The organism is Salinispora oceanensis, from assembly GCF_000383575.1.
Classification (GTDB): domain Bacteria; phylum Actinomycetota; class Actinomycetes; order Mycobacteriales; family Micromonosporaceae; genus Micromonospora; species Micromonospora oceanensis.
On sequence record NZ_KB911579.1, the window covers coordinates 587273 to 604196 of the forward strand.

The following is a 16924-nucleotide window of genomic DNA, read 5'->3' on the forward strand; positions in this document are numbered from 1 at the left end:
ATGAGCCGGATTTGTCGCGGGCACGGCGCTTTGTTCAGGTTTCTTCCTGGTCGCACAGCATGTACGTCAGCTGATCAGCCGACGCTCCTAGCGTTCATGCAAGTTGCATCGACCGTTCGTCAACTCAACGATCGCGGATCGAGGCAGTGACGGTGCTCGACAGACGCCACCGGCACGACCGGATCCGGCGAGGGGAGATGGCACATATGTGGGGGAATATCGGACCGCGGGTCGCTGAGCTGTCACCCCTGGAGCGGGTACGGCTGCGCCGCGTCGCCGTGCGCTACGCGCTGCATGGCTGGGAGGTGACCCCCGGCGCGTGCCTGGCCCGCAGCCGCTTCGTCTGCGGGCGGGCGGGCTGCCCCACCGTCGGCTGCCACCCCGCGCTGGTGGATTGGGAGCACTCCGCCAGTGCCGACCCGGCCCGGATCGCGACGTGGTGGCGGACCCGGCCACACGGCGTTCTGCTACCCACCGGGCGGGCCTTCGACGTCCTGGAAGTGCCGGCCCACATCGGACGAGACGTACTCCTCGCGGTCCAGAACCATCCAGCCGGCCCGGGAGTACGCGGGCCGGTGCTCTCCACCCCCACCGGCCGGTGGATGTTCCTGGTCCGACCCGGCGACCCGCTTCGACCCGAACTTGAACACTGCTTCCACGTGGTGCGGCACGGCCCGGGTTCGTGGATCCCGGCCCCACCGACACGGCTACCCGAAGGTGCCGTGCGCTGGGTGGTCGCCCCGGAGCAGGCGCGCTGGCAGCTCCCCGACTCGTACCTGGTGCAGAACAGCCTGATCGCGGAGTTACAGGCGAGCGGAGTGCCACTGGCAGCGGAGCAGCTGGTCCCCGGCCACCTGCCGCTTCCTCGGCAGGGACGCTGACCGGCACCGCACCGACCAGCCGGAGCGCGGTGGGCCGCCTCCCCCAGCCAAACCGCCGGCGAGCTGCTGACCGGCACCCAGCTGGCAGCTCAGCTGAGCCCCCTCCAACGGCCATCGACGCACCCGTCGCACTGCCCATCGCGCCCTCCGGACAGACGGTACTCACCAGGTTGAAAGCCTACTCTTTAGGTCAATACCTACCCTAGGGGTTCCAAGGCATCCACAAGGGAATTGAGCCCTCCCCAAAGGCACTGAACCAGACAAAAGGCCCAATCGAACTGGCCGCCGGCCCCGAGCTACCGCCGAACCGCCGCCGCGCCACCGCCGAGCCGCCGAGCCGCCGAACCGCCGCCGCCGAGCCGCTGACCCAGGGCATGGCGGCCAAAGCCGCAGGGCGCCAACAACGTAGCCACGCAACTCCGGGCAGCGCCAGACCCGGTGCGTCGGAAAGTGTCAGCAGGAGGAGCGTGATCCGCTACCGCAGCGGGTATGCGCGGCGAACCGCTGAACACGTGAGGGGAAGGCACATGCTCAGCAAAGAGGATCAGCGCAGATTCGAGCAGATCACCCGCAACCTCCGGGAGAGCGACCCGGCATTCTTCGCCCGGCTGGACCATCGGGCGAAGGGCCACCGCGGCCGGTGGTTGATGCTGTTGACCATCGTGCTCTGGGCGGCGCTCCCGGCGACGACCGTGCTTGCCGGCCCGACGGCTGGTGCGGTCTGCGCGGTGGTCCTGGTAGCCAACGCCGTGGTCATGTGGCGCTTCCGGCGCCGCTGGCTATGAATCACCCGGCCTTCCGCCACCGACGGTCAGCCGGTGCCCTGCCCGCCGAGCCGCCGATACGCCCGGCGTAGTCGCTCCACCAGCCCCGGGCCACCGATGGCCGGGGCCGGCGCACCGAGCTGCCGCAGCAGCAGCTCAGTCCCGGTCGCCAAGGTCGGCGGTCGGTCGGGCAGCGGAACCGGCGCGGTCCAGAACCGGTCCACCGCATCGGCCAGCGACGCCGCCGGCAGACCCGCCACCGACCGCGCGGCACCGGTCACCGGCGCCGACGACACATCGTCCGAACTGGCGCTTTCGGGTGCGGCGCCGGCAGCACCCCGGCGCACCCGCAGCCGGTCCAGCAACTCGTCGCGACCACGGCCGCGCCAGTGCAGCAACGCGAACGGGTCGGCGTCGAACGCCTCGGCGAGAAGGTAGAAGGTCGCGGCGAGATGCTTACACGGCACTGCGCCGTCGGGGCAGTTGCACCACTGGCCCAGCTCGGCCAGGTCGGCGGGGAACAGCGGCGCACCGGCAGCGGTGAAAAGCTCCTCCAGCTCGGCGGGGAGATCACCGGCGAGTAGGCGAGCGCTGAAGAAGGCCTGCGCGGCCAACTCCTCCTCCACCCGGGACCAGAGCGTCGCCGGGAAGGGCGCCAGCGTGATCCGCACCTCGTACGGCCGGGATCGCGAGCCCTGCACCACTGCCGTTACCTCGCCCGGCATCACCTCCAGCCGCAGCACCTGCCCCGCCCGGGCATACGACCGACCACGGGTGAGACGGGTGCCCAACGCGAAGGACTCCAACACCTCCAGGAACCGGCGGGACCACCAGGAGGTGCCGATCGCGCCACGGGTACTGCGCGCACGTAATCCCCCGGCGACCCGACGCGGTGGACCGTAGTCGGCGAACCGGTCGGCCCGGCGGGCCGGCTTGTCACTGCCAGCGGCCCGGGGGCTCACTCGACCACCGCCCCGGCCTCTAGCTGGAACAGCTCCCGCAGCTGCGCCGTGGACAGCTCGGTCACCCACTGCTCACCGGCGCCCACCACGGTCGAGGCGAGCCGGCGCTTGTCGGCGATGAGGGCGGCGACCTTCTCCTCCACGGTGCCGGCGCAGACGAATTTTCGGACCTGCACGCGCCGCCGCTGCCCGATGCGGAACGCCCGGTCCGTGGCCTGATCCTCCACCGCCGGATTCCACCAGCGGTCAACGTGCACGACGTGGTTGGCCGCGGTCAGGGTGAGACCGGTACCACCGGCCTTGAGCGAGAGTACGAAGAGCGCGGGGCCGCCCGGGGACTGGAACCGGGTCACCATCGCATCCCGGTCGGCCTTACCGAGGCCGCCGTGCAGGAACAGCGTCTCCTGTCCGAACCGCGCCGACAGGTGGCCGCGCAGCATGCCGCCGAACTCGGCGTACTGGGTGAAGAGCAGGGCCTTCTCCCCCGCGGCAAGCACCTCGTCGAGGATCTCCTCCAACCGGGCCAGCTTGCCGGAGCGGCCGGCCAGCGCCGAGTTGTCCCGCAGCAGGTGCGCCGGATGGTTACAGACCTGCTTGAGCCGGGTCATGGCGGCCAGCACGAGCCCGCGCCGCTCGATGCCCTCGCTGGACTCGATCTGGGCCATCATGTCGTCCACCACCGCGCGGTAGAGGGCCGCCTGTTCCCCGGTCAGATTGCACACCACCTCCATCTCCAGCTTCGCTGGCAGGTCGGAGATGATCGACGAGTCGGTCTTGAGCCGACGCAGCACGAACGGGCCGGTGATCCGGCGCAGCCGCTCGGCCGCTTCCGCGTCGCCGTGCCGCTCGATCGGTTCGGCGTACCGCTTCTTGAACTCGGCGGCCGGACCGAGCAGGCCGGGATTGGCGAACTGCATGATCGACCAGAGGTCAGCGAGCCGATTCTCCACCGGGGTGCCGGTGACCGCGATCCGATGCCGGGCGGGCAACGCGCGGACCGCCTCGGCTTGCCGGGTCGAGGCGTTCTTGATCGCCTGCGCCTCGTCCACCACCACCCGATGCCAGTCGACCCCGGCCAGCTCCCCCGCATCCCGGGCCGCCACCGTGTACGTGGTGAGGACCAGGTCCGCGCCCGCCACCGCCGCGGTGAACGCCTCCCCCCGGGCCCGCTCGGCGCCGTGATGCACATGGACCCGTATGCCCGGGGTGAAGGTCGCCGCCTCCCGCTGCCAGTTACCGACCAGTGACATCGGCGAGACCAACAGGGTCGGGCCGACGCCCGGCGGATCGCCGGCGAGCAACGCGAGTAGCTGCACCGTCTTGCCGAGACCCATGTCGTCGGCGAGCACCCCGCCCAGGCCGAGAGACTGGAGGAAGGAGAGCCAGGCCAGTCCTCGCCGCTGGTAGGGGCGGAGCACGCCGCGGAACGACGGGGCCGGGTCCACCGGGGTGAGTTGCCGCTCCACGGCTCCGGCGAGCAGCTCCCCCAACGCACCGTCGGCCGCCACCTCGAGCACCGGCAGCGCGTCGGCGGCGGGGTCGGCGAGGCCCTGCCGCAGCAGGTCACCGACGGTCAGCTCGCCGGTGGAGCGGAGCAGCCGCAGGCCGGCGGCGAGACGCTTCGGGTCCAGCTCCACCCAGCGCCCCCGCAGCTGGACCAGCGGCGACTTCAGCGCGGCCAGCGCTTCCAACTCCTCGGCGGTCAGCGGCTGGTCGCCGAGGGACACCTCCCAGCGGTAGTCGACCAGGGCCTCCAGGCCCACCCCACCGCCCGCCCCGGCCACGGTGCCCGGGGCGGTGCGGCTCTGGGCCTGTAGTCGAGCGCCGAGCCGGGATGAGGGACGCCGCCACCACGAGGGCAGCAGCACCGCGAACCCGGCCGCGTGCAGCACCGGCGCGCCGTCGCGGAGAAAGCGGTGCGCGCCCGCTGTGTCCAGCTCCAGCGCCTCCGGAGTAGCGGTACGCAGGGACGAGTTCAGCTCCGGCCAGAGCCGGCTCGCCCGCCCCAACTCGGCCAACAGGGCCTCCTGCGGAGCGGCCGGGCCGGGTAGGGCCACCGGCTCGTGCCAGATTCGCGCCGCTTCAACATGCAGGCCGGGCTGGTCAGCGGGCTGTAGGCCGAACTCGACCCGCCACGGCCCCTCGGCCGCGACCAGACCACCGGCCGTCGCCTCGAACAACCCATCCGGTGGCGGCTCCACCAGCCGAAAGCTGGCCCGGACCGACCCTCCCACCGCATCGCGCTGCCAGGCGTCCAGCTCGCCGCGCAAGGTGTCGAGCTCCATCGAGTCGGCGACGAAATCACGACGCGGGCCGGTGAGCGCCGCCAACCACGCCGTGACCGCACCCCGCGGACGAGTTCCCCGGGCAAGGGCGGTCTCCGCGAGGGCGGTCCGGACAGCCGCGTCGGTGAGCGCGTCGAGCGCCTCGGCCACCAGTTCCCCGGGCTCCGCGACGGACGCCGTCGGTCGCCTCGTACCCCGAGCCCGCGGCGATGCACCACCGTCGTCGGGCACTTCTGCTCCGCTGGTTACGGGTGTTTCCGGTGCGCCGGTCGCGGTGAGCGGATCCGGTTCGATCTCGACGGCGGCGCGGGCGGCGGGCGGCAGGGCGAGCGCGAGGGCACGGGCCCACCCGGCGTCCACGCCGGTGAGCAGCGGCCGCCACACCGCCCACGCGGCGGCGCTGCCCCGCTCCCCCGAAGGCGGCGTCAACCGGGCCGGGGCGGCTCGACCGGCGCGGGTGGCGCCCGTGCGTTGCCGCCGTGTCTCCGAGACCGGCCGCGGTTCACCTCCGGGCTCTGGCCGGACGCCGGGCAGGACCCGACCGCGGGCGGCGAGGTCCACGGCGAAGGCCGCCAGCTCCGCAAGGTGACGCAGGGTGGCACCGGGTACGGCGTCCGGTAGCGCGCCGGCCGCGGTGATCCGCGAGAGCAGCGACAGGGCGGTGTCCGGGGCGTACACCAGGGCGGGCACCCGCCACCCGGCCAACGTGACCGGCCCACGGAGCGGTTCGACCGGCGCGGTGCGGACCAGTTCCGGCGAGTCCAGCGGCGAACCGGCTCGGGTGGGCAGGGTGAGCAGCGCGGTGCCGGGCGCGGTCGGCTCGGCGACCTCGGCCAGGGCTGCGGCGAGCACGGGGTGACCGGCGGCGAACGGGTGTGGTCGTTCGCGGGGCGCCCGCCCGGCCCGGCGGGGTGCCCGCGGCGGCGACGTGCTGTCCTCGGCCCAGATGGCGAGCCCGCTGCCGAGTCGCCACGACCCGTGGACAACCAGCACGCGACCTCCCCTCGTTGGCGCCCCGGCCCAGGATAGGCGGGGTGGCAGCGAGGCTCGTCACCGCTGTAGCAGACCCGTTCCTGACCCGTATCCGTTTGCCGGGGCCGACGCTTCCGCTCCGTCGGCCCGCCGGTCGGGGCAGGATGGGCGCATGGCGCCAACCGTGGAGATTCCGCTGGCCGGTGGTTCGTCCGACGGGCAGACCGTCACCGTCGAACTGGACCCGAACGGTCGCCCACCGCTGACCCACCACCACCTCGGCGACGGCGGACTCGCCGACGCCGAGATCTACGAGTTGGAGACGGTGGGGGGAGATGCCAGGAGGTGGCGCTACTGCTGGCGGGGTCCGGCGGTCTGACCGGCTCACCCGTCCACGGAGACCATCGACTGGGTCCGGAGACTCTCCAGCACCACCCGGGTCACCTTCGAGGTGCCCCGGGCCTCCTCGCACACCTCGGCGACCCGCCGGGCGGTGGCCTCGGCGCGCTGCTCCCGCTCGTCCCACAGCCGGTCGACCTCGGCCAGTAGCGGGCCCTCGACCTCCCGCTCCACCCCGCGCAGGGCGGGGACGCCGAGGCGCTGGGCCAGGTCGAAGACCTTGCCGGCGTACGGGAGGGGAAGAAACGGGGTGTTCACCATCGCAGCGAAGATCAGAAAGTGCAGCCGCATGCCGACCGCCAGGTCGAAGTGGCGCATCAGGCCGAGCACCTGCTGGGGCGAGTAGCTGCCGTGCAGGATGCGCCCTCGTTCTGCGGCGACCATGTGCGACAGCACGCCGTGGGAGTGCCGGATGTCGTCCCGTTCCATCGGGACAAACAGAACATCAGCGTCGATTCGGTGCACCAAGAAGTCACCGATCTGGGCCAGGAGCCGGTGATAGCCGTCCACATCGAGCCGTTCGGCGGCCCGCCCCGGTTCACGCACACTCATTCCGACCAGATGCCGACCCGCCGGCACTCCCTCCTCCCGAAGCAGGTGTACGGGGAACTCCTCAGGCTCCAGGAGAAACGCCGGATCCGCGGTGACCGTGATCGGATTGAGCAGCCCAGCCTCCTCCAGAAGCATCCGAGACTCCTGGTCCCGCACCGTGACCTGGGTCGCCCCGGCCAGCGTCTCGCGAACCATCCCGGTGTCCACCATCTCGCTGAGCGGGCCGACGCCCACCGCGTAGGTGAGCAGCGGCAGGCCGCGCTCCTGGGCGACCCGAACAACCCGCAGGTAGCGGCGGGCCTCCTGGTCGTAGAGGATGCCGCCGCCCCCCAGGATGAGCAGATCGAGCTGAGCGAGCATCGGGGACGAGTCGGTGCGGCTCACCCCCTCCCACGGCACCGCCTCCACATCCGGGTGCGCCGCCCGGGTGTGATCGGGGTTGCGGGAGAAGACGATGATCCGGGCGTTCGGCTCCTGCTCCCGCAGGTCGGCCAGGAGACCGGTGAGGATCGCCTCGTCACCGAGGTTGCGACCGCCGTACGAGCCGAGCACGCCGATGGTCAGGCCGGTGCCAGCTGTCATCCGTCGCTCCTCCCCGGGTGCGTCCATGCGGACTTCCCGGTACGCCGAGGAACAGTCCTGCCCCGCGCGACGGGTGGGGACCCGGCGGCCGGGCGGACAGCGGCGGCGGCCGGACGGCGGGGTTCGGCGCCCGGACGGCGGGTGCGGCGTCGCCGGGCCGGGGCTGGCGTCAGCCGGGCGGGCCGGCGGGGTGGGTGAGGAAGGGCAGCACCGCTGCCGGCAGGGCCGGAGACGAGAGAATGTCATAGTGGGTGAGGCCGGGCAGGACCGCCAACCGGGCGGCCGACCGACCGGTGCCGTCCCAGCCGGCGTCCCGGTGCCCGCCACCGAGCAGCCCGAAGAACTCCACCATGTGCGCGGTGGTCACCGAATCCGCGTCGGCGAAGACCAGCAACGTGGGCAGGACGAGGGCGGCCACCTCCGCCGACCAGTCGTACTCGCGCCGCAGCAGCTCCCCCGACTTCGCCCACAGCCGGGGCCACTGGTCCGGCTGTGGCGCGATGCGGAGGTAACGCCGGTGCGCCGGGGTGCCCCGCATCCGCTCCCCCACCGCCTCGTCCTGCTGGGCCATCTCGGCGCGGGTCTCTCGATACCAGCCCTGCTGGCGGCAGGGCGCGGAGACCACCACCAGCCGGCTGACCAGGTCCGGATGCTGGATCGCGGTACGCAGCCCCACCCCGCCGCCCAGCGAGTATCCGAGCACGTCCACCTCAGCCAGACCAAGCTTCGTAAGCAACGCGGCGACATCATCGGCCAATGTCTCGTACCGGAGCGGACGATCCACATCGGCGGTACGGCCATGCCCCTGAAGATCCACCGCCAGGACGCTGCGCCGCTCCGTCAGGGCCGGCAGGAGCGGGGCGAACAGCTCGGTCGACCCGAAGCCGCCGTGCAGCAACACCAGCGGGTGCCCGGTTCCGTGCCACTCGTACCACATTCGAAGCCCGTTGACATCGACGTAGCTCACAGTTCCCCACCCGACCTCCGGCGGCCCGCACCACCGTGCATACCGGTGATCCTATTGCGTGGGTGTCGCCGTCGGTGCTGGCTGTTCCAGTTCTGTCGCGGAACCGTTCCGACTGCCTGCCTGTGTCCTGGCGGCTCTGGTGACGGAAACGCCGTTGGGCGTCATCTCGCCCGGAACTGCTCGGCGCACCGTGCGCGAGCGGGGTCGATAGAACGCGATGGCTGCAGCGGCGAGACAAACCCCCGCCGCGGCTGCGAGTGGGACCGTGCTGCCGAGCTGAACAGCCGCGGCACCGAACGGAATCGCGAACGCAACAGGCCCGAACATCGCCATGTTGACCAGGCCGGATACTCGGCCGAGCACTCCCGCCGGAGTGTGCCGTTGGGTCGCGGTCACCGCTGCTACCAGCGTCCAGGGCAAGCCGACTCCCACTGCCACGGAGGCCACGAACATCGCCGGCGACCACGGCAGGCAACGACCGAGGCAGCCAACGGCGAACAAGGCCGTACCGGCTATGCCGACAGCGACCGTCCCCCCTCGGGTGATTAATCGGCCCACGATCAGTCCACCAAGGATGGAACCCAGCCCCTGAACACCGGCGAGAACCCCCAGAAACGTCGCCGGCAGATTCAGCTCGGTGGTGACCATCGCGTAGTAGCCGGCTGTCGTAAAGCCTGACATCGCAATCGAGACGGATGCGAGGGAAACCGGGACCCGAATCCCGCCACGCCCGAGCAGAACGGCAAGCCCCGCGCGAGGGCTCCGCTGCCGAGCGGGTGTTCTTTCGGGTGGCGCCGGAGGCAACCGCAGGCCGGCATAGAGGGCGGCGACCAAAGCTGGTACGACCGCGAGCGCCCCGACCGCGCGACCACCCTGCCACGAGTAGAGCCCGATGCCGGCCAACGGAGCCACGAGCTTCATGCCTTCCTTAGCGCTGGACCGCCAGCCGTTGACGCTTCCGAGCTGCCGTGCGGAAAACGCAACTGGCAGAAGCGCCGTCTCGCCCGCATCAACCAATGTGCGGCTAACACCGAAAGCGAAAAGAACAGCGAATATGAGCCAGATTTGGTGCGGCCCCTGCACGGCAAACAGGCAGGAAAGGGCCACCGCCAAGGAGATATTCACTCTGATGAGTAGTGGCCGTCTGAGCGTTCGGTCAAGCAGGCCGCCCAGGCAGGGAGCACCCAACACCGGGGCGTACAGGAAGAGTTGCGCCAGCGCGGCGAGGCTACTGGAATCGGTGAGGTCGAGGATCCAGATTCCGGGCACCAGAGACAGGACTCCACCAACAAGGCCCGACAGCCCGGAAATCGCCACAAAGAGCCCAACATTGCGCTGCATTGACCCCCCAAGGTTGAGCTTCGGCGACTCACATCCTCAATCCTTGAGCTGAGTTCAAGCAAGACTGGCTGGGAACGTCAAGCTTCTGTTGACATCGCGACCTCGATCCTGCGGGCAGCCGCTTGAACCGGTAGCGGCAGTCGGGCCACCCCCACCTCCGCCAGGTCAGCAACGAGGTGCCGGGCCAAGGCGTACAGCGCGCCCGGCGCTGAATCCAACGCATGCGCTGCCGTCCCGCGCACCAGCGCCGCCGCCGGAAACCGGCCATCCCAGCCCCGATCAGCGTCAATCCACCGTTGAAGATCAGCTACCGCCACCCGCAACGCCGCGATCCGGGCGGAGTAGCGACGATCGAGCGCTTGCCGCCGGGACCGTCGGGCCACTGCGAGACGTTGGCGGCGCTGCTCCGCTGCCTGCCGGCTACGCAAGCCCAACGCTGCGGCTATCTCCGCCCAGGTGACGCCCGCATGACGGGCACGGTCGATGAGCTCCAACTCCCGCTCATCGAGGTGGACTCGCGCGTTCCTGACGTCGGCCAACTGTGCGATCGCTGAGGTCACCTGTCAACACTACGTTGACGTAGAAGGCATCGCCCTTCCACGTTGGAACTCGTAGGTCTCAGCCGTCGGTCACCAACCCCCACCGAAGCGCCATCAAGCGATCCACGTCCTTCGATCAGACCGCCCTGAAGTCACCCGTTCGACCGCTGCCACCCGACATGACACGTCCACCAAAACCAGGCGAGGCGCCGTCCGGGCCACGCAAGAGCCCTCGCGCCTCGGCAAAACTCGAACCTGCCTCACGTTGATGGGTATGATCCGTAAATGACAGGCAGGCCGGAGGCGACTGACGGTCGGAAACGACCAACACAATTAGTCAGTCGCAGAAAACTGATGGCGCTGGCTGGCGTCGGAACGCTTGGCGGGCTAACCGCCCTCATTGGGACGAAGATTGCCCCTCGGTGGACTGACCGTAGCGCCCACGGAATCGATCCCGCCTGGATAGAGCCCGTCGAGGTCAGCGCCACCCCCGCGCCACCGACACCGCCACCGACGGCTACCGGCACCGGCACGCTACCGTCCCGAGAAGAGATCATCAGCCAGTACGGTGCCCGGACACCACGCTACTGGGGATTACACCCGGACAGCTCCTGGTCGACATTTCCGACCGACACCTCACTGACTCACAACTCCGTCTGCCTGACGTTCGATGCTTGCAGCGACAGCAGCGGTTACGACGAACGGCTGATCAACACGCTGCGGGCGCAGCGCATACCGGCGACGCTGTTTGTCAACCAGCGCTGGGCAACCACTCATCGACAGGAATTCGAAAGCCTGGTGGCTGACCCCCTGTTCGAGATCGGCAACCACGGCACCAAACATCGTCCATTGTCGGTCTCCGGTCGCTCTGCGTACGGAATCGCCGGCACGAAGAACGTTGGCGAGGTGTACGACGAAATCGCCGGCATGCACACGTGGATGGCCACCAACTACGACCTCCAGCCAAAGTTCTTCCGTCCTGGAACAGCCCACGCCGACAACGTGGCCACGCAGGTGTCCCGAGCGATGGGCGAATGGATCGTGATGTTCAGCGTCAACGGCGACTCCGGCGCCACCGCAAGCGCCGACCAGGTCTACCAGCAGTTCCTGCGGCTCCGCCCCGGCGGAATCCTGCTGGCACACTTCAACCGCCCTGGATCGGAGACAGCTGCCGGGGTCGAACGCGCGCTTCCGGTTCTCATAGCACGCGGCTTGCGTTTCCGAAGACTCGACGAAGTACTCCCTGCTGCGACTTCTCCGGAGCAGCCTCCCCGTTGGTGAACCGTCCGCACAGACCAGTCGCCGATGCCACGACGTCGCTCGTCGTCGCACGTGCGTGGCACCCATCGACTGGCGCCCCGCGGTCGGCCATCCCACAAAACTCGTCCGCTTCGGTCGACTGAGGGCGGTTTCGCCACGCACTCCGCCCCGCCGGGTGACGATCAGTGTGCGGATCCAGCGGGGGGCGGGGGTGACGTGACGCAGGCGGGCGGAAGGCCGAGACACCGGTATCGGCGGGACAGCGAGATGTCCCGGGACACCGCCCGGGTGGAGGCCTTCAGCGACGCCGTGATCGCCGTCGCACTGACTCTGATGGCGGTGGAGCTGCTCCAGTTCAACCCAGAGGGAGCGGCCGACACCGATCTGGTGTCGCGGCTCCGACAGGAGTGGCGAGCTTTCCTCGCCTACATCATCACCTTCGCTGTCGTCGGCCAGATCTGGCTGGCCCACCACAACAGTTGGCGATACGTGGTCCGGGTTGACCAGATGCTCTTGGTGCTGAACCTGCTGATGCTGATGTTCGTGGCGGCCATCCCGTTCACGGCCAACCAGCTCTCGGACCACCTTCGCGGCAGCGATGTGGACCAGCAGTTGTCGGCCGCGATCTACGTCGGCGCCGTGCTCGGCGAAGCGCTGTTCTTCAACCTGGCCTGGTGGTGGGCACGCTGGCGTGGACTGCTCAACCCGGATCTCGATCCGCAACTGGCGGCGTCGGTCTCCCGCCGGTACCTCATCCGCCCGCTGCTCTACCTATTCGCCTTCGCCATCGTCTTCATCAACCCGATCCTCAGTCTGCTCGCCTACCTACTGCTGGTGGCGATCTACCTGATCCGCGGCCCGGGTGACCTCCCGCCTGCCGGACGGGCGGAAGACGAGTGTGGCTAGCCTTCCTCGTCAGCCGCGCCGAAACGGGCAACACCGGTAGCGGCGGCCCACCGGCCCACACGTTCATGCCCCATCCATGAGGGCAGCTCGACAGCGCGCGCCAACCCGGATCGACCCCGGACTCGTTCGAGCGTTCGTAGACGTGCTGACCGCGGTCCACATCGATGGCCGGCTTTCTTAACCGCCGTTACTGTCACGCCTGGGGGTCGGCCATCGTCAGTGCCGGTGGTACGGGGTGGGCGCGGCAGGTTTCGAACCTGCGACCCCTCGCTTGTAAGGCGAGTGCTCTCCCACTGAGCTACGCGCCCCGGGCGCCGGTGAGACGGGCCGGAGGCTGGCAAGCTTACCCTGCCGCCACCGGCCCCGCCCCCGACGGTCGACCAGGTGTCAGACGGCCGCAACCTCAGCCAGCGCCTTGCGCCAGCCCTGCTGGTCACGGGCCTCACCCGGCGAGTTCATCTCGGCGAAGCGGACCACGCCCGCCTTGTCGATGACGAAGGTGCCCCGGTTGGCGATGCCGGCGACATCGTTGAAGACCCCGTAGGCCTGGGCGACTGCGCCGTGCGGCCAGAAGTCGGCGAGCAGCGGGAACTGGTAGCCCTCCCGATCGGCCCAGATCTTGTGGGCGTACACCGAGTCAACGCTGACGGTGAGCACCTGAACGTCGTCATTGACGTACTGGTTCAGGTTGTCCCGTACCTCACACAGTTCACCCTGACAGACACCGGTGAAGGCGAGTGGGTAGAAGACCAGGAGCACCGCGCGCTTGTCACGGAAATCGGCGAGCCGAACCTCCTGGTTGTTCTGGTCCTTGAGCACGAAGTCCGGCGCCTGCGCGCCAACCTCGATGGGCATGCGGAACTCCTTGCGGTCGGGTCAACGTCAGGAAAGCCTGCCATACGGCAGGAGCTGAGCGGTACGGCGTCAGTTACTTCTTGCTCTTCGAACCGCGGCGCAGCACCAGCCGGGCGCCACTCCAGTCCCGGCCAGCATTGATCGTGGAGGTCTGCTGCAGACCCGCGGTGGGTGCGGACTCGGCGATCTCGCTGGGCTCCACGTGCCCCTCACGTCCGGCCTTCGGCGTCAGTAGCCACACGATTCCGCTGTCCGCCAGCGGGCCGAGGGCATCAACGAGCAGCTCGAAAAGGTCACCGTCGCCGTCCCGGTACCACACCAGTACCGCGTCGACCACCTCGTCGGTGTCTTCGTCAACCAGTTCCCCACAGCGGTCGGTCAGGGCGTCTCGGAGATCTTGGTCGACGTCGTCGTCGTACCCCATCTCCATGACGACCATCCCCGGCTCGATTCCGAACCGGTCCGCCAGGCTGCGTACCCCGTCGGCGGCCTGACCAGCGGTCGCGCTCACTGTCGCGTGCCTCCTCTTTCATCCAGCTCACGGCGTCGGTCAACGCCGTGAGCCAAGTCCACACAGTTGCGGCTCGGCGCGCAAGTGGCACACCGGGTGGAACGGAATTTACCCTGCCAGAAGCGTGCGGGCACCCTGGGTGATGGCATCCTCGGTGACCAGTACCTGACGGGCCGCCGGGCCTAATGGTACGAACGAGTCAACTGCCGCAACACGCCGCACTGCTCCGACGTAGCCGGCATCGACCAAGGTCGCGATGACCCCCTCCCCCACGCCGCCGGACCGCCGGGTCTCGTCCACGACCAGAACCCGGCCGGTGGCGGTGGCCTCCCGGATCAGGTCGGCGACCGGCAGCGGCGCCAGCCAGCGCAGGTCAACCACACGGCTGCCGACCCCCTCCTCGGCGAGCACCGCGGCGGCACGCAGCGACAACCGCACCCCGTTACCGAAGGTGATGATCGTAATGTCTCCGGCCGAGCCGACACCGTAACCGCGAGCTCGGCCGATCGGCACCTGCGCGCTCGCCCAGGAGCCCGGCCCCGCGTACTCGGCAAGCCACTCCCCGTCGCCCTCCGTGCGCAGGTCACGCGTGTGGTAGAGGGCGATGGGCTCCAGGAAGACGCAGACGCTGCCATCCACCGCCGCGCTGGCCAGGCAGGTGCGCAGCATGGCCGCGGCGTCGTCCGGCCGCGCCGGCACCGCGACCACCAGGCCAGGGATGTCCCGGAGTACGGAGACCGAGTTGTCGTTGTGGAAGTGACCACCGAACTCCTGCTGGTAGGCCAGCCCGCCGATCCGGACCACCATCGGATTTCGGTAGGCGCCCTGGGCGAAGAACTGCATGGTGGCGGCCTCGCCGCGTAGCTGGTCCTCGCCGCTGTGCAGATACCCGAGGTACTGAATCTCCGGCACCGGCAGCATCCCGGCCAGCCCGGCGCCCAGTCCGAGCCCGAGGAGCGAGGTCTCGTCGAGCAGAGTGTCGAAGACCCGGGCTGCTCCGAAGCGCTCCCGTAGCCCCTTCGTCACCCCGTACCGCCCGCCCTTCGCCCCGACGTCCTCCCCGAACACGGCCATTCGTGGGTGGTCGAGCAGACCGTCGGCCAGGGCGGCGTTGATGCTCTGCGCGAGAGTCAGCGGGCCGGCCAGTTCGGGCACCTCTCCGCCGAAGGCCGCGGCTCGGGCCGCGGCGCCGGTGCCTTCGGCGCGGGCCGCGGCCGCGGCGACGGCCCGGGCGACCCGGCCCGGCCGCCGTGGTGCCAGCGGGGCGAGGACCTCCGCCGGGCCGGCCAGCTTCGGCTCCGCCAACACCTCCTCGGCGATCCGGCGGACCTGCCAGCCGATCTCGTCGTACCGGGTCAGCAGGGCCGCGCCGGTGGCGACGCCCGCCCCGGTGAGCAATCGCGCGGTAACCTGCAGCGGATCCCGCTCGAGGTCGTCGGCGATCTCGTCGGTGGTGCGGTACGCGCTCTGCGCGTCCGTACCGGCGTTCCCCATCAGTCGGACGGTCGACAGGTGCAGCACGGCCGGCCGACGATGTCGACGGACCCACCGCACCGCCTCGGCCGCCACCGCGTACGTCTCGACCAGGTCGGTCCCGTCGGCGGTGAAGTAGCGGACTCCCGGCTTCGCACGCAGGACCGCCCCGACCCAGCCCTGTGGTGACCGCACGCTGGCGCCGGGGCCGTTGTCCTCGCAGAGGAACAGGACGGGCAGACGTAGCCCGGTGTGGTCGTACCAGCCGGCGGTGTTCAGGGCGGCGGTGGCGCTGGCATGGTTCACCGACGCGTCGCCGAAGGAGCAGAGCACAACGGCCTCTGGCGGCCATGGCCCGCGGTCGGGGAGGGTGTGCTGGTCCGCCCCGTCGAGCCGGCGCGACCGCTCCAGCGCCAGCCCCAGGCCGACCGCGCGGGGCAGGTGCGAGGCGACGGTGGAGGTGGTTGGCACGACGGCGAGGTCGGCGCGGCCGAAGACCTTGTCCCGGCCGCCGGCGATCGGCTCCCGAGCCGAGGCCACCATCCCGCGCAGCACGTCGCGGGCCGCTTCGGCGTACCCGGGGGCGAGGGAGCGTGCGCCGTCTGCCAGCGCGACCCCGGGGCCCGCGACCGCGCCTGCCGGGGCGGTGGCAGCGGGGAGGTCGCGGGCGTTCGGGTTGCGATCACCGTTGAGCTGGGCAGCGCGGACGCAGTAGAACGCGCCGGAGCGGTAGTGCAGCAGGGCCGGGTCGGTCGGCGCCAGCGCGGCGGCGACGGCGGCGTTACCCTCGTGGCCGGCCGAGCCGACGGTGTAGAAGCCCTCGCCGAAGCTGCGGAGCCAGCGGCCGGCCAGATCAAGCTGGCGGCTGACGATTTGGGCGTCGAACAGTTCCAGAACCCGCACGCCGGTCAGCGGCGCTCCCTCGCGGACCGGCCGGGAGGGGTCCCGACGATGCCCGGCGGCGACCAGTGCCCCCACAGTCACGCGGAGCCGCTCGTCAAGGTCGTACTGGGTGGTCACGTCGGACAGCATTACCGACCGGAGCCCGGCGTGCCCAGTGGGACACGACGGGGGCGGCCCGGTCCACTCCGTCGCGCCGACTTCCGGGCCGGTCAGCCGGGCAGGAAGGAGAAGCGGACCTGGCGGGTCGGGTTGTCCCCGTTCGGGTCAACCAGACACAGCGACTGCCAGGTACCGAGCATGAGCTGCCCGGCACACACCGGCAGCGTCGCGTACGGCGGCAGGAAGGCGGGCAGCAGATGGTCCCGCCCGTGGCCGGGGCTCCCGTGCCGGTGTCGCCATCGGTCGTCGGCGGGCAGTAGGTCGTTGAGCACCCGGCGTAGGTCGTCGTCGGACCCGGAGCCGAGTTCGATGAGCGCGAGCCCGGCGGTGGTGTGGGGTACAAAGACGTGCAGCAGGCCGTCCCCCTGCCCGACCACGAACCGGTCCGCCTCGGTGGTGATGTTCCGGACGGTAAGACGCGACCCGGTTTGCACGGTTATCACTTCGGTACGCATGTCTGGATTCTGCCCGCGGCCGCGCCGGGCCAACCCGGGACACCGAGACATCGCGGGCCACCCCGGACGAGGTTACCGACGAGTACCTGTGTCGAGCGTCGCGTCTCCTGCGGGTGAAGTGACGGGGAGTGCCCCGAGAAGGCAGGATGGCGCTATAA

At 70.2% G+C, this 16924-nt stretch carries 15 protein-coding genes and 1 tRNA gene; 5 read left to right on the plus strand and 11 right to left on the minus strand.

Annotated features, from left to right (window positions below; genetic code table 11):
• Positions 1–197: 197 nt before the first annotated feature.
• Positions 198–881 (plus strand): bifunctional DNA primase/polymerase, encoded by a 684-nt coding sequence (locus tag SALPAC4_RS0102440; protein ID WP_026323646.1) that lies wholly within the window; start codon positions 198–200, stop codon positions 879–881.
• Between the two features lie 527 nt (positions 882–1408).
• The gene (locus tag SALPAC4_RS0102445; RefSeq protein ID WP_018216509.1) at positions 1409–1666 is read left to right on the plus strand and encodes a DUF3040 domain-containing protein; all 258 of its coding nucleotides are present in this window, start codon (positions 1409–1411) and stop codon (positions 1664–1666) included.
• Positions 1667–1692: 26 nt separating this feature from the next.
• On the opposite strand, the gene SALPAC4_RS0102450 is transcribed toward SALPAC4_RS0102445, so the two are convergent.
• Entirely contained in the window at positions 1693–2607 is a 915-nt protein-coding gene (locus SALPAC4_RS0102450; RefSeq protein WP_019869022.1) for an SWIM zinc finger family protein, read from the minus strand.
• Entirely contained in the window at positions 2604–5885 is a 3282-nt protein-coding gene (locus tag SALPAC4_RS0102455) for a DEAD/DEAH box helicase (RefSeq protein WP_019869023.1), read from the minus strand. Before SALPAC4_RS0102455 ends, SALPAC4_RS0102450 begins: the two co-directional genes overlap by 4 nt.
• 151 nt (positions 5886–6036) lie before the next feature.
• Between SALPAC4_RS0102455 and SALPAC4_RS0102460 the strand changes: the two genes are divergently transcribed.
• Positions 6037–6243, plus strand: coding sequence for a hypothetical protein (locus SALPAC4_RS0102460; RefSeq protein WP_018216512.1), 207 nt, complete (start codon positions 6037–6039; stop codon positions 6241–6243).
• Positions 6244–6248: 5 nt separating this feature from the next.
• On the opposite strand, the gene SALPAC4_RS0102465 is transcribed toward SALPAC4_RS0102460, so the two are convergent.
• The 4 genes from SALPAC4_RS0102465 to SALPAC4_RS0102480 form a co-directional block, all read right to left on the minus strand.
• Entirely contained in the window at positions 6249–7397 is a 1149-nt protein-coding gene (locus SALPAC4_RS0102465; RefSeq protein ID WP_027644774.1) for a polysaccharide pyruvyl transferase family protein, read from the minus strand.
• A gap of 169 nt (positions 7398–7566) precedes the next feature.
• Entirely contained in the window at positions 7567–8364 is a 798-nt protein-coding gene (locus SALPAC4_RS0102470; protein ID WP_027644773.1) for an alpha/beta fold hydrolase, read from the minus strand.
• Positions 8365–8415: 51 nt separating this feature from the next.
• Positions 8416–9705, minus strand: a complete 1290-nt coding sequence (locus SALPAC4_RS0102475; RefSeq protein ID WP_019869026.1) for an MFS transporter — start codon at positions 9703–9705, stop codon at positions 8416–8418.
• A 77-nt stretch (positions 9706–9782) separates the two neighbouring features.
• The gene (locus SALPAC4_RS0102480; RefSeq protein WP_019869027.1) at positions 9783–10265 is read right to left on the minus strand and encodes a hypothetical protein; all 483 of its coding nucleotides are present in this window, start codon (positions 10263–10265) and stop codon (positions 9783–9785) included.
• 333 nt (positions 10266–10598) lie between these two features.
• On the opposite strand from SALPAC4_RS0102480, the gene SALPAC4_RS0102485 reads away from it, so the two are divergent.
• Entirely contained in the window at positions 10599–11525 is a 927-nt protein-coding gene (locus SALPAC4_RS0102485; protein ID WP_019869028.1) for a polysaccharide deacetylase family protein, read from the plus strand.
• Positions 11526–11771: 246 nt separating this feature from the next.
• A complete protein-coding gene (locus SALPAC4_RS0102490; RefSeq protein WP_019869029.1) occupies positions 11772–12410 on the plus strand; it encodes a TMEM175 family protein in 639 nt (212 codons plus the stop codon).
• Between the two features lie 236 nt (positions 12411–12646).
• Here the strand turns inward: SALPAC4_RS0102490 and SALPAC4_RS0102495 are convergent.
• The 5 genes from SALPAC4_RS0102495 to SALPAC4_RS0102515 form a co-directional block, all read right to left on the minus strand.
• Positions 12647–12718: transfer RNA gene (locus tag SALPAC4_RS0102495), tRNA-Val, on the minus strand.
• Between the two features lie 79 nt (positions 12719–12797).
• Positions 12798–13265, minus strand: a complete 468-nt coding sequence (locus SALPAC4_RS0102500; protein ID WP_019869030.1) for a peroxiredoxin — start codon at positions 13263–13265, stop codon at positions 12798–12800.
• 73 nt (positions 13266–13338) lie between these two features.
• Positions 13339–13776 (minus strand): DUF3052 domain-containing protein, encoded by a 438-nt coding sequence (locus SALPAC4_RS0102505; protein WP_018216517.1) that lies wholly within the window; start codon positions 13774–13776, stop codon positions 13339–13341.
• Between the two features lie 108 nt (positions 13777–13884).
• Positions 13885–16281, minus strand: coding sequence for a transketolase C-terminal domain-containing protein (locus tag SALPAC4_RS0102510; RefSeq protein WP_019869031.1), 2397 nt, complete (start codon positions 16279–16281; stop codon positions 13885–13887).
• 80 nt (positions 16282–16361) lie between these two features.
• On the minus strand, positions 16362–16766 hold the full coding sequence (locus tag SALPAC4_RS0102515) for a YjbQ family protein (protein ID WP_018744731.1): 405 nt from the start codon (positions 16764–16766) through the stop codon (positions 16362–16364).
• Positions 16767–16924: the final 158 nt, after the last annotated feature.

Bases quoted from the DNA above. Each gene is read 5' to 3' on its own strand.
- SALPAC4_RS0102440 (WP_026323646.1), top strand. From the start codon at position 198: ATGGCACATATGTGGGGGAATATCGGACCGCGGGTCGCTGAGCTGTCA.
- SALPAC4_RS0102445 (WP_018216509.1), top strand. From the start codon at position 1,409: ATGCTCAGCAAAGAGGATCAGCGCAGATTCGAGCAGATCACCCGCAAC.
- SALPAC4_RS0102460 (WP_018216512.1), top strand. From the start codon at position 6,037: ATGGCGCCAACCGTGGAGATTCCGCTGGCCGGTGGTTCGTCCGACGGG.
- SALPAC4_RS0102465 (WP_027644774.1), bottom strand. From the start codon at position 7,397: ATGACAGCTGGCACCGGCCTGACCATCGGCGTGCTCGGCTCGTACGGC.
- SALPAC4_RS0102475 (WP_019869026.1), bottom strand. From the start codon at position 9,705: ATGCAGCGCAATGTTGGGCTCTTTGTGGCGATTTCCGGGCTGTCGGGC.
- SALPAC4_RS0102485 (WP_019869028.1), top strand. From the start codon at position 10,599: ATGGCGCTGGCTGGCGTCGGAACGCTTGGCGGGCTAACCGCCCTCATT.
- SALPAC4_RS0102490 (WP_019869029.1), top strand. From the start codon at position 11,772: ATGTCCCGGGACACCGCCCGGGTGGAGGCCTTCAGCGACGCCGTGATC.
- SALPAC4_RS0102500 (WP_019869030.1), bottom strand. From the start codon at position 13,265: ATGCCCATCGAGGTTGGCGCGCAGGCGCCGGACTTCGTGCTCAAGGAC.
- SALPAC4_RS0102510 (WP_019869031.1), bottom strand. From the start codon at position 16,281: ATGCTGTCCGACGTGACCACCCAGTACGACCTTGACGAGCGGCTCCGC.
- SALPAC4_RS0102515 (WP_018744731.1), bottom strand. From the start codon at position 16,766: ATGCGTACCGAAGTGATAACCGTGCAAACCGGGTCGCGTCTTACCGTC.